At 44.3% G+C, this 14393-nt stretch carries 11 protein-coding genes and 3 pseudogenes; 8 read left to right on the top strand and 6 right to left on the bottom strand.

The window, feature by feature from the left end:
* Positions 1-13: 13 nt before the first annotated feature.
* Positions 14-496, bottom strand: coding sequence for a DNA polymerase III subunit chi (locus CCS41_RS07185; RefSeq protein ID WP_072549632.1), 483 nt, complete (start codon positions 494-496; stop codon positions 14-16).
* 381 nt (positions 497-877) lie between these two features.
* Here CCS41_RS07185 and arnB point away from each other — a divergent pair, with 381 nt between their 5' ends.
* Genes arnB through arnF form a run of 7 tightly spaced genes read left to right on the top strand, consistent with a single transcriptional unit; the run spans position 878 to position 8353 of the window.
* Entirely contained in the window at positions 878-2038 is a 1161-nt protein-coding gene (gene arnB / locus CCS41_RS07175; protein ID WP_072549621.1) for a UDP-4-amino-4-deoxy-L-arabinose aminotransferase, read from the top strand.
* Complete coding sequence (gene arnC / locus CCS41_RS07170; RefSeq protein WP_119797444.1) at positions 2025-3011, top strand: undecaprenyl-phosphate 4-deoxy-4-formamido-L-arabinose transferase; 987 nt, start codon at positions 2025-2027, stop codon at positions 3009-3011. Before arnB ends, arnC begins: the two co-directional genes overlap by 14 nt.
* Complete coding sequence (gene arnA / locus CCS41_RS07165; RefSeq protein WP_072549623.1) at positions 3008-4990, top strand: bifunctional UDP-4-amino-4-deoxy-L-arabinose formyltransferase/UDP-glucuronic acid oxidase ArnA; 1983 nt, start codon at positions 3008-3010, stop codon at positions 4988-4990. Before arnC ends, arnA begins: the two co-directional genes overlap by 4 nt.
* A gap of 27 nt (positions 4991-5017) precedes the next feature.
* Entirely contained in the window at positions 5018-5920 is a 903-nt protein-coding gene (gene arnD / locus CCS41_RS07160; protein ID WP_072549624.1) for a 4-deoxy-4-formamido-L-arabinose-phosphoundecaprenol deformylase, read from the top strand.
* Positions 5920-7584 (top strand): lipid IV(A) 4-amino-4-deoxy-L-arabinosyltransferase, encoded by a 1665-nt coding sequence (gene arnT, locus CCS41_RS07155; RefSeq protein ID WP_072549633.1) that lies wholly within the window; start codon positions 5920-5922, stop codon positions 7582-7584. Before arnD ends, arnT begins: the two co-directional genes overlap by 1 nt.
* Positions 7581-7922 carry a 4-amino-4-deoxy-L-arabinose-phosphoundecaprenol flippase subunit ArnE gene (gene arnE / locus CCS41_RS07150; protein WP_072549625.1) on the top strand — a complete coding sequence of 114 codons (342 nt, stop codon included), beginning with the start codon at positions 7581-7583 and terminating at the stop codon, positions 7920-7922. The genes arnT and arnE overlap by 4 nt, the downstream gene beginning before the upstream one ends.
* A gap of 44 nt (positions 7923-7966) precedes the next feature.
* Entirely contained in the window at positions 7967-8353 is a 387-nt protein-coding gene (arnF, locus tag CCS41_RS07145) for a 4-amino-4-deoxy-L-arabinose-phosphoundecaprenol flippase subunit ArnF (protein WP_072549626.1), read from the top strand.
* A gap of 103 nt (positions 8354-8456) precedes the next feature.
* Here the strand turns inward: arnF and CCS41_RS07140 are convergent, their stop codons facing one another.
* The 5 genes and pseudogenes from CCS41_RS07140 to CCS41_RS07125 form a co-directional block, all read right to left on the bottom strand.
* On the bottom strand, positions 8457-9281 hold the full coding sequence (locus tag CCS41_RS07140) for an IS110 family RNA-guided transposase (protein WP_240313887.1): 825 nt from the start codon (positions 9279-9281) through the stop codon (positions 8457-8459).
* 8 nt (positions 9282-9289) lie between these two features.
* Positions 9290-9415, bottom strand: coding sequence for a hypothetical protein (locus CCS41_RS17145; RefSeq protein WP_275887647.1), 126 nt, complete (start codon positions 9413-9415; stop codon positions 9290-9292).
* 400 nt (positions 9416-9815) lie between these two features.
* On the bottom strand, positions 9816-11261 hold the full coding sequence (gene phrB / locus CCS41_RS07135) for a deoxyribodipyrimidine photo-lyase (protein WP_119797443.1): 1446 nt from the start codon (positions 11259-11261) through the stop codon (positions 9816-9818).
* A gap of 773 nt (positions 11262-12034) precedes the next feature.
* Positions 12035-13048 (bottom strand): annotated as a pseudogene (locus CCS41_RS07130) (IS630 family transposase).
* 57 nt (positions 13049-13105) lie between these two features.
* Positions 13106-13318, bottom strand: a pseudogene (locus tag CCS41_RS07125) (helix-turn-helix domain-containing protein); the annotation flags it as partial.
* 61 nt (positions 13319-13379) lie between these two features.
* Here CCS41_RS07125 and CCS41_RS07120 point away from each other — a divergent pair.
* Positions 13380-13930, top strand: a pseudogene (locus tag CCS41_RS07120) (IS5 family transposase); the annotation flags it as partial.
* Positions 13931-14393: the final 463 nt, after the last annotated feature.

Below are 14393 nucleotides of genomic sequence, written 5' to 3'. Positions count from 1 at the left end.
ATTTTTTATTCAGTTAGGTTGGCAGCGTTGCTGTGATCAAATGGAAACCGACGCGGCGATAAGATTTGTATCGCTCACGCGCCAGCTGTTTCAAATCTTCTTCGTATGGAACGAAGTCTATCACTTGATGGAAAGTGATAGCAAAATCTGCAAGCTGTGGCAGCAAATTGATTAACAGATCACGTGGAGAATTTCCACGCCGTTCCGGCCAAGCCAACTCAACCGGAGCACCCTGTTTTGGGCCTTCTCCCGCCAAATTATGTGGTACAAATTGTTCAGGTATCCGTTGCCACAGTGCTTCATCTAGCCGTTGCGCCTGTGCAAGATTTTCACAGGCAATCAGTATTCGCTTACCCGATCGCCAATGTTCGGCCGCCAACTCACAGGCTAAAGCTTCATACGAACATAACTCAGCAGAAGGCTTTTCCTGTTCACGATCTTTGTTTTGAGAAAGCAGTTTTTCTTGTGAGAGGAGATAGAAAGTTGCATTTTTCATCATTAAGTAGCCAGGTCATCCGTAGAGGGTGGATATAAGCTTATCCTTCCCTGCCGTTATGAGGAAGGAGCAAGCGAAAAATAGTCAATATACCCTTCGCCTTTCAAGTTACGGCGGCGTTGGCTGCTCACACTCATCCCAGTCATGTACTACCTGTACACTCCTGGAATTCGATTGATTGCCGCCTTGCCGTAACTCGAAATTCATTGGGTAGAGACTTCTTGCAAAACCGTCGTTCGTCATGTGAAGTCAAGGCACCTGAATAGAATTTATTTTGTTGTCTCGATGTTGTTTGGTATTGTATGGGTGTTTAGTTTTGATTAACTCATGGCAATTCGTTGTAGCTTTGAGGCTCATGTATCTGCTTGGAATTCTTCTATTATGCATAGAGGTAGCTTTTTGCCTTTTTCTCGTCCGGCTATCGGTGAGAGGGAAATGACAGCTGTTGTTGATGTGCTAAAATCGGGTTGGATCACGACGGGTTCACAAAATAAGCAATTGGAAGCAAATTTTTGTCAAGCTTTTGGTTGTAAGCATGCCATTGCTGTTTGTTCAGCGACTGCGGGTATGCATATTACTTTGATGGCGTTGGGGATTGGTCCGGGTGATGAGGTCATCACACCTTCTCAAACCTGGGTTTCTACCTTGAATATGATCCTGTTATTGGGTGCCGAGCCGGTAATGATCGATGTTGACCGTGAAACGTTAATGGTCAGCGCTGAGGATATTGAAGCGGCTATTACCCCGAAAACCAAAGCCATTATTCCGGTTCATTATGCTGGGGCACCCTGTGATTTGGAGGCTATCAGGGAGGTGGCGATGCGTCATGGAGTGGCACTGGTTGAAGACGCGGCTCATGCTGTCGGCACACGTTATAAAGAGCAATGGATTGGTGCACAGGGTACAGCTATCTTTTCGTTTCATGCAATTAAAAATATCACTTGTGCAGAAGGAGGGCTGATCGCCACAGATAATGATGAACTGGCAGCACGCGTACGCTGTTTAAAATTTCATGGATTAGGCGTTGATGCGTTTGATCGTCAAACACAAGGACGCAGCCCACAAGCCGAAGTTGTCGAGCCAGGGTACAAATATAATCTATCGGATATTCATGCCGCCATCGCCGTTGTGCAGCTAGAGCGTTTGACTGAAATTAATGCGCGGCGTCAAGCTTTAGCGCAATGTTATCAACAGCGACTTGTTGATGTTCCGCTACAGCCACTGGGCATACCTAATTATCCTCATTTACATGCCTGGCATCTCTTTATTGTGCGTGTGGATAAAGCATGCTGTGGCATCGATCGCAATCATCTGATGAATCTCTTAAAAGAACAGGGTATTGGTAGTGGACTGCATTTTCGTGCAACACACACGCAAAAATATTATCGTGAGCGTTACCCAGACGTGGCACTACCCAATACCGAATGGAATTCAGCCAGATTATGTTCATTACCCTTTTTCCCTGATATGCAAGACAGTGACGTCGATTGGGTTGTCGATACATTGAAAAAAATTATAGGTTCACATCATGGTACAAATTGAATCAATAAAAAAAGTCTCGATTGTTATCCCTGTTTATAACGAGCAGGAAAGCTTGCCTACATTGATTGCCAGAACATCTGCAGCCTGTAAATCACTGGCGCAACCCTATGAAATTATTTTGGTGGATGATGGTAGTACTGATGACTCGGCAGCTATCTTGATGCGGGTGGCAGCACAACCGGACGACTCAATTATTGCTGTATTACTTAACCGCAACTACGGTCAGCACGCTGCTATTATGGCAGGTTTTAATCAGGTCAGTGGTGATTTGGTCATTACTCTGGATGCTGATCTACAAAATCCGCCAGAAGAAATCCCTCGCTTGGTTAAGGTGGCGGAAGAAGGCTACGACGTAGTAGGTACGGTACGTGCTAATCGGCAAGATTCCCTGTTCCGTAAAACCGGGTCCCGCTTAGTCAATATGATGATCCAGCGAGCGACGGGAAAAGCGATGGGCGATTACGGCTGCATGCTACGAGCTTACCGGCGGCATATCGTCGACGCAATGTTACGCTGTCACGAACGCAGCACCTTTATTCCGATCCTGGCCAATACTTTTGCTAGGCGTACCACAGAAATTACTGTTAATCACGCAGAGCGTGCTTTTGGTGATTCTAAATACAGCCTAATGAAGCTGATCAACCTGATGTATGATTTAGTGACCTGTCTGACGACAACACCACTGCGATTACTCAGTTTGCTTGGTAGCGTGATGGCGGTTTCAGGTTTCACTCTGGCTTTATTACTGGTAATGCTGCGTTTGGTTTTGGGATCAGTTTGGGCAGGAGACGGTGTATTCACGTTATTTGCTGTACTCTTTATGTTTATTGGTGCGCAATTTATCGGTATGGGTTTACTGGGTGAGTACATCGGGCGTATCTACCATGATGTGCGGGCCCGTCCTCGTTACTTTGTAGAAAAAGTGGTTAACGGTCAGCAAGTCGAAAATACTCAGGAAAAAGAACAACGATGAAAGCAATTGTGTTTGCCTATCACGATATTGGCTGTGTGGGTTTGCGTGCGTTACATGACGCTAATTACGATATTAAAGCAGTATATACCCATGTTGATGACCCCAACGAGAATCGTTTCTTCTCTTCTGTGGCGCATGTCGCCGCAGAACTGAAGCTACCCGTGTTTGCACCAGAAGATATTAATCATTCTCTGTGGATTGAGCATATCCGTGAGTTACAGCCAGATGTTATTTTCTCCTTCTACTACCGCCAATTATTAAGCCAAGACATTTTATCATTAGCTCCGCAGGGGGCCTTTAATTTACATGGTTCTTTATTGCCCCGTTATCGTGGCTGTGCACCGATCAATTGTGCACTGATTTATGGAGAAAGTGAAACGGGTGTAACATTGCATCAGATGGTTGTTCAAGCGGATGCGGGCGCGATTGCCGGTCAACAAAAGGTTCCTATTGATCCCGAAGACACCGCCTTAATACTCCACGGTAAAATGCGTGATGCGGCACAGCTATTGTTAAACGATCTATTGCCCAAATTCAAAAAAAATAAGTCGTTACCTCTGGTAGCCCAGTCTGAAGCACACGCCAGTTATTTTTCTCGCCGCAAAGCGGCCGATGGTGAAATTGACTGGCGACAATCGGCAACGGCGATTAATAATTTGGTCCGTGCCGTCACGGAGCCTTATCCCGGTGCATTTAGTTACTTTGGTCAACAAAAACTGATTGTTTGGCAATCACGCCCAATAGAGAGAATAGATAATATAAAACCAGGTACGGTGTTGAAGACGGATCCGTTGACTATTGCCTGTGGTGAAGGCGCGTTGGAAGTCATAACCGCCCAAGGTGAATCAGGTCTGTACGTGCAGGGCTGTAGATTGGCACAGGAAATGAAGATGGTTACGGGTGTGCGCTTGGGCGTAAAAACCAGTATAGGGAAAAAAAGACCAATTCGTGTACTCATCCTGGGTGTGAATGGTTTTATTGGTAATCATCTAACTGAACGTTTATTGCGTGATGATAACAAAGACGATTATGAAGTCTATGGCTTGGATATCGGTTCAGATGCCATTAGCCGTTTTATCAGTCATCCTGGTTTTCATTTTGTTGAAGGGGATATTAGCATTCACTCCGAATGGATTGAATATCACATTAAAAAATGTGACGTCATACTGCCTCTAGTGGCGATTGCCACACCGATTGAATATACCCGTAATCCATTACAAGTTTTCGAATTAGACTTTGAAGAAAATTTAAAGATTGTACGCGATTGTGTTAAATATAAAAAACGCATTGTTTTTCCTTCAACCTCAGAAGTCTACGGTATGTGCGACGATAAAGAGTTTGACGAGGATAACTCACGTTTGATCGTCGGGCCAATTAACAAACAACGTTGGATTTATTCAGTTTCCAAACAATTACTAGACCGTGTTATTTGGGCATATGGTGCTAAGGAAGGGCTAAAATTCACCCTGTTTCGTCCATTTAACTGGATGGGTCCACGGTTGGATAATCTCGATGCTGCCCGTATTGGCAGTTCACGTGCCATCACGCAGCTTATCCTCAATTTAGTCGAGGGTTCACCGATACAGCTGTTTGATGGTGGTGCGCAAAAACGTTGTTTTACTGATATTAATGATGGCATTGAAGCTTTATTTCGCATTATTGAAAATCGTGGAGGCCGTTGTAACGGTCAAATCATCAACATTGGTAATCCAGGCAACGAGGCCAGTATTCGTGAATTGGCAGAAATGTTGCTGAACAGTTTTAATCAGCATGAATTGCGTCAGCATTTTCCTCCTTTTGCCGGGCTTAAGTCTGTCGAAAGCAAAGCCTATTACGGTGAAGGCTATCAAGATGTCACATACCGGACGCCCTGTATTAAAAATGCGCGTCGTTTGCTCAATTGGCAGCCAAAGATCTCTATAGAGCAGACAATAGCCGAAACCTTAGATTTTTTCCTACGTTCTGCTTTGCAAGAGTAGATAACGCAGGATTATGGGAAGTAGCAAATGAAACAAATTGGCCTGAGAATTGATGTCGATACCTACCAGGGTACTAAGCAGGGAGTACCGGCACTACTTGCTTTATTGGAAAAACACCGTATTCAGGCCAGTTTTTTCTTTAGTGTCGGCCCCGATAATATGGGGCGTCATTTATGGCGTCTGTTACGTCCGCGTTTCTTATGGAAAATGTTGCGATCTAATGCCGTGTCTCTGTATGGTTGGGATATTCTTCTTGCGGGAACGGCCTGGCCAGGGAGGCTGATCGCCAGGGATCTTGGTGCATTGATGAAACAAACACGAGAGAATGCACATGAGGTGGGTCTTCATGCTTGGGATCATCAGGGATGGCAGGCAAGTGTTGCTCGTTGGTCCCAGCAACAACTGAACGAACAGGTAAAACTTGGGGTGGAAGCGCTGCAACAGAGCATCGAGCAAAGGGTCACTTGTTCAGCAGTCGCGGGATGGCGGGCAGATGACACTGTTTTGGCGGTCAAACAACATTTTTCTTTTAACTATAATAGTGACTGCCGTGGCACGCATCCTTTTCGTCCACAATTGGCGGATGGCAGCATTGGTACGGTACAGATCCCTGTGACCTTACCGACCTATGATGAAGTGGTGGGAAGTAAAGTGCGCCAGCAGGATTTTAATGATTACATTTTACAAACCATGTTGTGTGATCGCGGGGTGCCAGTCTACACCATTCATGCGGAAGTGGAGGGAATGTCGCAATTGCTAATGTTTGAGCAACTGCTACTGCGAGCAAAGAAACAAAGCATTCAATTTTGTCCGCTTAGTGCTTTGTTACCACAGGATACACAGAGCTTGCCCTTGGGCAGAGTGGTGCGTTCCCCCTTCCCCGGGCGGGAAGGCTGGTTGGGCTGTCAATCTGTAGTGAATGAACCATGATAAAATTTTTTAAAGGCAATATTGCGGCGTTATTGACCGTTTTTTTTGTCATACTGTATCTGATCCCTATTAATGGTCGTCTGCTGTGGCAGCCAGATGAAACCCGTTATGCAGAAATAAGCCGTGAAATGCTCCAGCGTGGTGACTGGATAGTTCCACGCCTGTTGGATATTCGTTACTTCGAGAAGCCGGTTGCAGGTTATTGGATAAATAATATCAGCCAATGGCTGTTTGGTGAGAATAATTTTGCGGTACGCTTCGGCTCAGTGTTTAGCACTGGTCTTAGTGCTCTGCTGGTTTTTTGGCTGGCTACTCTACTATGGGGTAACCGTGCTACTGCAACACTGGCGACATTAATTTACTTCACTTCTTTACTGGTATTCAGCGTTGGTTCTTACGCGGTGCTGGATCCCATGATTTCGCTGTGGCTAACCGCAGCTATGGTAAGTTTTTATTTCACCTTGCGTGCCGAAAAAACATGGCAAAAATTAGCGGCCTATGCATTGCTGGGTATGACTTGTGCGATGGGGGTAATGACCAAAGGATTTCTTGCTTTGGTGGTGCCGGTGATTGCGGTCTTACCCATTGTTATGATGCAGAGACGGGTTAAGGAACTGCTTCTTTTTGGCTGGATAGCAGTACTGACGGCGATCCTGTTTTGCCTCCCTTGGGCGTTGATTATTGCTCAACGTGAGCCAGATTTCTGGCACTATTTCTTCTGGATTGAACATATTCAGCGCTTTGCTGCAGACGACGCTCAACATAGAGAACCATTCTGGTATTATCTGCCAATTTTATGTTTGGGAGTGTTGCCTTGGCTGGGGTTACTGCCGGGTGCTCTTCTCAAAGGCTGGCGTGAACGGATAACACGTCCAGAATTGTTTTTTTTGTTGAGTTGGGTACTGATGCCGCTGATTTTTTTCAGCGTCGCCAAAGGTAAATTACTGACCTACATCCTGCCTTGTATGGCACCGCTCTCTTTATTAATGGCAGCTTATGCGACAGATTGCGTTAAGGGTATGCGCCCTCAGATGCTGAAAATTAACGGTGTAATTAATTTGATACTGGGTCTTATCTGTGGATTAGCGATATTGATCTTGAGCATTGGGTTGTTTCCTCAGTGGGTGATCCTGACTAAACAGGAAACATATAAAGCAATCCTGGCTATTGTTGCCTTTGCTGCTTGGGGTGGGATGGGTTGGTGGAGTATGAAAGCCCATGGACAACATTGGCAGTGGGCGGCAGCATGCCCATTATTGTTTGCCTTATTGGTAGGTTTTATCATTCCACAGAAAATAATTGATGCAAAACAACCACAAAATTTTATTCACCATCATATTAGTCTATTAAATCAAAGCCGTTATGTTTTAGCGGATGAAGTTGGTATTGCAAATGGTTTAGCTTGGGAATTGAAACGCAGTGATGTGATGATGTTTAGTACAAAAGGTGAGCTTAACTATGGTTTGCGTTATGCGGATAACAGTGATCGTTATGTCGATAATGCCGATTTTCCGCAGTGGTTGATACAGGCACGACGGCAAGGAAGTGTTTCACTGGTATTACTTTTATCACGTCATGGAGAGATCCCGGCGTATTTACCCGTGGCTAGCAGGATCGAACGGATGAATCGTTTGGTTTTGTTGTGGTATGCAAAAACGTCATGATTGGCTATCTATTGTTATTAGTGATCAGCTTGCTAACTTGCATCGGGCAATTATGTCAAAAACAGGCGGCAAATCACTGGCAGCAAACTCAGTGTGGGCAGATTAAACTCTGCTGCTGTTGGTTGCTCACTGCTTTAATGCTGCTTGGATTGGCGATGTTGTTATGGTTGAAATTATTACAGCATATGCCGCTGAGCCAGGCCTACCCTTTACTAAGTTTTAATTTTATTTTGATGACGCTAGCGGGGCGATTTTTTTTTGCTGAACAAGTGACTTCACGCCATTGGTTGGGAATTGCAGCCATCATGTTAGGTATCTTGTTGCTGAGTTGGCATTAATAGATCTCTTGTACAGCCCTGTTTAGCTTTCGCAAGGGGGGTTGATGAAAGGTTATCTCTGGGGTATCGGCAGTATGTTGTTGGTCACACTGGCACAGTTACTATTGAAATGGGGTATGATGTATACTCCACTGATATCGTTTTCTGATATCAATCTACGATTCTTAACCGATCACTCAAGCCAGGTAACAGCCGTTATCTGCGGTTTGCTGGGCTATGGCCTATCGATGTTATGTTGGTTTCTCGCCTTGCGCTATTTACCACTCAATCAGGCTTATCCATTACTGGGTATCAGTTACGCATTAGTCTATGTGGCGGTGGTATCATTGCCGTGGTTCAATGAACCGGCAACCACACTTAAAACACTGGGTGCCGCTTTAATTTTACTTGGTGTCTGGTTGATTCACTCCAAAGCAAATAAACCAGACTGACGCCATTGTGCTTATTTAGTGGCACAGACGCTATGCAACACCTCGGTTCGATGCCTTCAAGCGTGGGTTATTATTACAATCAAGTCAGATACCGTCTTGCCCATCATGATGCAAGTGCTATTTTTGTATCGAATGGGATGCCTGATTTCAGCACACCATACGCCAGTTGGAGTAATTTGCGCATTGCTGCACAGACGCCCATTTTACCCCCTTTATGGCGTGATACGAGTCGTTGCCACTGTGCTTTCACTATCGGATTACAAGAAAGGGCAGCCAGAGCGGGCATATACAACGCTTTCCTGAGCTCGGTATGACCCCGTTTTGATAGGCGGCTCCGTCCTTTAAATAAACCTGATTCACAAAGTTTTGGGTTAAGCCCGGCATAGGCCACCACTGCCTTACTGTTAGTGAATTTTGACACATTACCCACATACGCCAGCAAACTGGCACTTAGTATTTCACCGATACCAGGAATACTCTCCAGCAACGCTTTATTTTTCTTTAAGTCAGGATCGTTATCGATATGGTTTTTTATTTTTTCTTTGGTGGCCTGGATTTGTTGTTTAAGTGCAGAAATGATTTCAAGCAGTGAGGATTGAACGACATCGTCAGCCACTGATTGCCGATTTTCTTGCATTTGCCTCATTTCCTCTAAACTCTTTAGATGGCGTACTAGCGCGGTTAATTGACGTTCGCTCAAGGGAGGAGGAGTCCAGAGGACAGGTGTATGCAGTGCGCAGTAGCGCACTATCATTTTTGCATCCCCCTGATCCGTCTTGTTCCGACTCAGTTCACTCTCACCAAAGGCATGAATACGTGATGGGTTTTCTAGGCTGACGTCAATGCCATTATCAACTAAGAACATAGCCAGTGGAACACTGTAACTCCCTGTGGCTTCGAGACAAATATGACAATCCCCGTAAGGGATAAGCCATTTCAGTAGTTGGCTAAATCCAGAGGGGTATTCGGGAATGCTTTTGTTTTATACTTTTTTCTCTCTACCCACACTGCAACATCGAATTTTAATTTGGCAACATCAATACCCACTGAGGTCTTGTCCATGGCTGATTCTCCCATGAAAAACAGATAATTAAATGATCGCCCCGACCTTCCTTATAAATACGTGCTCTTAGCACAAGATACCGTTCGGTCTTACAGGCGACGATAAATATGTCACCGGGGTTTTATCTGACTGCACAAGCTTTAAGCCTAAGGGCGCAAACAAACTCTCCGGTGACATCCCAATGATCAGTTGGGGATCATCAACCTTTGAAAGTTAATAATCAAGATATAAGTTAATAATCAAGATATAAGGGCGCAAGTTTTGGAGCACTAGACCAGTTAATTCTGGTCACAAATGTTGTTGTTTACAGGTTATTACAGCTAGGTCTTTATATCCGGATTGGCAGTCTGGCCCGCTTCCCATACTGATTATTTTTCGACGCCTCAATTCGATGGAATTTTAGACGTTGCCTGCCATTTTTTTAGCGCGTTCGAAGGCGGCTAATGTTCGGGTCCTCGCGGCTCCATGGTCGACGATGGGAAGCGGATAATCGAGCGGTTGACCCTGTTTCGTTGCCCATTCGTGGGGAGTATGAATATAGCGATCTGGCACCGCTGTTAATTCCGGCAGCCAATGGCGGACAAATGCCCCGGTGGGGTCATATTTTTTCCCTTGCAGGGTAGGATTAAAAATACGGAAATAGGATGCGGCATCAGTTCCCGTTGAAGCCGCCCATTGCCAGCCGCCATTATTCGCAGCCAGATCCCCATCAAGCAGTTGAGACATAAAATAACGCTCACCTTTACGCCAATCAATCAGTAAATCCTTCACCAAAAAGCTTGCTGCGATCATCCGTAGTCGATTGTGCATCAAACCCGTTTCATTGAGCTGACGCATCGCGGCATCGACAATCGGATAGCCTGTCTTACCTTCCTGCCATGCGAGGAGCGCTTGGGGGTTGTTATGCCAAATAATTTTATCAGTCCACGCCATAAAAGGCTGATGTTGGCAAAGGGAAGGATAGGCGACGATAAGATGGCGATAAAATTCTCGCCAAATCAGTTCATTTAGCCAACTAAACGCGCCAGAAACCGTGTTTTCAAATAAATGGGGACATTCCGCTAGCAGACGACTGAGACATTGCCGCGGGGATAACGCCCCTATCGCCAAATAGGGAGACAGGCCACTCGTGCCATCCAGGGAAGGAATATCCCGTTGGGTAGAATAATGCTGTACTTTTTGGCGGCAGAAAACGCGCAAACGATTCAGTGCGGCCTGCTCGCCCACCGGAAAGGTTTTATTCGGCACGACATGATGGGGTGTAAACGGGGGAATCGGGAAGGGATCGAGCGCCTGAGCAGAAGATCTTTTCTCCGGACGAGGGAGGCAACGATTATTTTCACAACGGAGTTTTTTCAAGTAGGCCTGGCGAAAGGGCGTGTAAACTTTGTACATGGCCCCACTTTGCGTCAAAACGCTATCTGGTGGTAGTAACAGGCTGTCATCAAATACGACAATTTTCACGCTGTCTTGCAGTAACTTGGCTACCAAGTGGTCACGGCGGCGTTCGTTAATTTCATATTGGCGGTTGAAAAAAAGCCTCTCTACCCGATTATTCATGCAGTAGTCTGCTAACCATCTCGCCGCCTCCGTATAAGTATCGCAGAGGTGACAGATCAGTGTGATCCCAAGTGCCTGCAGCTGTCTGCTAATTTGAATGAGGTGATCATGGATAAACGTCAGTTGACGCAGTGACATCGCATGCTGTTGCCATTGCCCCAGTGTGGCGGTAAACACGGCGCTGACCGTGGCATCAGGGTCATCACAGGCTGTGTACAGGGCCTTATTGTCCGTCAGGCGAAGATCGTTACGTAGCCAGACAACATGATGTTTTCGGTGATGCATGTCGGATCTCCTTTTTTCGCTCGCGTTTGTGCCGTACGCTCCATGGTTTGACAAGGGGTATAATCGTTTTTTGCAAGTTTATTACGACACAATAAATTATGATAAAGAATTAATTATTGATCTTTTCAAGGAAAATAATTAAGAAAAGTGATCATAAGGATAATTTTTGTGTTAATTCCCTATACCTCAAACAAGACTCCAACCGTAACATTATCTCAACATCCAGCCCGCCTGCTCGCCAGTTCTCAACCCTCCTCTGTCTTGGCTACTACAGAAGTTAAAAATACAGCTCTATCACTTGCTAATACAAGACCTGTTAACGGGGGTAAGTCATGATACGTGTGTAATTGACCAGTTTAGATTTTCAATCTGCCTCTAAAACCATATGAAACAAGGCTTGGAGCTATCCGAGATTCAAATAACAATACCCCTAGGGGATACCGGTATAAAGATTGAAAATATTTTGATAACAGATTGAGAATTTATTGATTTAACCTCATCGCAACATGCCGTCTTAATTCACCATCAGGACCCACATATCGGAATAGGGTCGCGCGGGTAACGCCTAGCTCCTTACATAACTCACTGACAACCGTATCTTTATTACCCATGGCGGCCTCTGTGCCAGGCTGATTTGAGCTCTGGAGAGGGGTCGTGTGGAAGAACTGACAAAAATGTTCGTTCTAAATTAACATTCTGAAATTATTTTCTTTTTTCTACCAAAAAATACACCACGTGATCGCAAATATACTCATTCAACTTGAAGGTCTGGATTAGATGGTTTGGAAATTATCGTTAATTCTGCCCCTGAGAAAGGGAGCAATTTTTGCCAATGTACTATCAAAAAATTCGGCTATAGCCCCACGAAACTCTTTGGCTGAAGAGAAAAATCGGTTGTTTCTGACACGCTCGTTCATGACCTTCCATAATCGCTCGATGGGATTAAGATTAGGGCTATAAGGGGGTAAATAATGGAGTACGATAGCCTTCTCTAATGCGGCGTCTTTGACTCGCTGACGGCAATGATAGCCAGAATTATCTAAAATAATGTGTATCTTTTGTGCATCAGGATAAGCAGCTTTGAGCTGCTCAAAAAAAGCGACGGTGGTTTCTGAATTCACCTGCTCAGGACGGGCACTGACCACCTTCATGGTGCTCAATTCAATGGCTCCCATGACATTAACCCGTGTTTTTGCCCCTGTTTTGACCAGCGGCTTATCTTTGCCTTTCCTTATCCAACCGCAGACCACTTTGGTGGCCATCGTTGGAGGGGCTGAATCCATAAAAACAATCGGTTCATTCTTAAGAGCACTCTCTAGCAAAGTGAAATAAGACGCGATAAACGCTTCTTGCTGAGCAACATCCACTTTAACCAGCATCGCTTTGGGCTGCTTATAGCTAAAACAATGCGCTTGCAGCCATTTTGTCATGCCAGATACGGTGTAACAGACGCCAAATTGGGTTTCCACATAAGCACAGATATCGATGACACGGCTATAAGTCGTGCTTTCAATGTGTTTTTCAAGCAATAAAGATTCATGCACGCTCAACTTACTATACGAGCCGCCATTTTCAGGCTTTAATTTTTCGTCTGAAAGCCAATCTGTTACATGTTACCTCACTGTTTCTTCATGAATACGTAATGCTTGGGCAATCGCTTTGTTATTCCAGCCTTCATTTTTCAACAACACCGCTTTGATTCGATCTCGAACACGGCCATCGTGTTCGTAACGATTAAGGCGTTCCAAATCTTGTTTTTGAGAGGCTGTCAGTGAGTTTATTTTCATGACCTTATTTTTAATCTAGTTGAGCAAATTTTCCAGTGGTTTTAATGGCGATGGGTATATATGCGGCTCCACTCGATTTTTTTCGATAGGTTTTTTACGGCTTATTTCCACCAAGGCTGGCTCACCTCCCTGCTCATACAGCTTTTTAAAACGGTAATAACTGTCTCTGCTGTAGCCCATGACTTTACACGCTGACTGAACATTACACAGCTGTTTTGCCAGGTCAAGTAAGCCGAGTTTCGGTTTGATTATTTTTGCTGTTTGATTCATTTCTAACACGCCTTCATTTCATATTAAATATATTGAAATGTCAGATTAAATTCAAACTTTTACAAAATTAAAGCATCCTGATTTTGCCCTACCTGGACGCAAAGCTTTATTAAAAAGTGATAGGGAGTATGAGCTCGTTCTTATTGACGCCACAGAAACGCCGATTGAACGTCCAAAAAAAACAAAAGCAGTTTTACTCAGGAAAAAAGAAACGACCCACCTTAAAAACCCAAGTGTTCGTCGATAAAAAAAGCAAAGCAGTCATCTGTACAACCATTTACTAATGGGAGGCGTCATGATTTTAGGTTGCTCAAGGAGTCTGGTGTGCGAATACATCCTGAAATCAAAACAGTGACAGATACAGGTTACCAAGGGCTTGGCAAGATTCATTCAAACTCGGCGTTGCCTAAGAAAAAGACAAAGAAAAATCCTTTAACACAAGAAGATAAACTCAACAATCGTAAGTTATCAAGCCTGCGTGTATTAAACGAAAATGTCATTGGTATGATTAAACGATTTAAAATTGTATCAGATCGTTATCAAAACAGGCGAAAACGGTTTGGATTAAGATTTAATCTGATTGCAGCAATTTATAACATGGAAATTAGATAAATGAGAGTTTCCGAAGAGGTCTAATGAGTCAGGTGGGGAAATACATCCGCTTGTGCTTGTTGAACGGTACTCAAACAACGGCAATATTGGTGTACAATGACACAAATGACAGGTCAAAACGAATCAGCAACTTAATGAAGAACTGTGACACATCATTCCTGCAAAAAGCGACCCGAAAAACGCCATTGTTTCCTAAATAAAAACAAGAAAAAAAAGTGATTTCCGGCATTCGTATTACCACTGAACACGCCATCGTGGGCATCATTAATTATCTGATCCGTTGTAAAATTCAATTTTTTGCCATAATAATTCAGCGTATAACAAGTAGGGTTGACGCTATTTTTGAGTAATGGATTGACACTCCATGAATACCAATATATCAGACCGTCTATTATATTCTGTGTACTGACTCGAATAAATAAGTTCACTATGGTCATGACCATGAATGACATGATTATATAAT

It is taken from the genome of Candidatus Fukatsuia symbiotica, assembly GCF_003122425.1.
GTDB classification, from domain to species: domain Bacteria; phylum Pseudomonadota; class Gammaproteobacteria; order Enterobacterales; family Enterobacteriaceae; genus Fukatsuia; species Fukatsuia symbiotica.
This window is presented reverse-complemented; position numbering and strand designations above follow the sequence as displayed.

Excerpts from the sequence above, each read along its gene's own strand:
- CCS41_RS07185 (WP_072549632.1), bottom strand. The coding sequence starts at position 496 with ATGAAAAATGCAACTTTCTATCTCCTCTCACAAGAAAAACTGCTTTCT.
- arnB (WP_072549621.1), top strand. The coding sequence starts at position 878 with ATGCATAGAGGTAGCTTTTTGCCTTTTTCTCGTCCGGCTATCGGTGAG.
- arnC (WP_119797444.1), top strand. The coding sequence starts at position 2,025 with ATGGTACAAATTGAATCAATAAAAAAAGTCTCGATTGTTATCCCTGTT.
- arnA (WP_072549623.1), top strand. The coding sequence starts at position 3,008 with ATGAAAGCAATTGTGTTTGCCTATCACGATATTGGCTGTGTGGGTTTG.
- arnD (WP_072549624.1), top strand. The coding sequence starts at position 5,018 with ATGAAACAAATTGGCCTGAGAATTGATGTCGATACCTACCAGGGTACT.
- arnE (WP_072549625.1), top strand. The coding sequence starts at position 7,581 with ATGATTGGCTATCTATTGTTATTAGTGATCAGCTTGCTAACTTGCATC.
- arnF (WP_072549626.1), top strand. The coding sequence starts at position 7,967 with ATGAAAGGTTATCTCTGGGGTATCGGCAGTATGTTGTTGGTCACACTG.
- CCS41_RS17145 (WP_275887647.1), bottom strand. The coding sequence starts at position 9,415 with ATGGACAAGACCTCAGTGGGTATTGATGTTGCCAAATTAAAATTCGAT.
- phrB (WP_119797443.1), bottom strand. The coding sequence starts at position 11,261 with ATGCATCACCGAAAACATCATGTTGTCTGGCTACGTAACGATCTTCGC.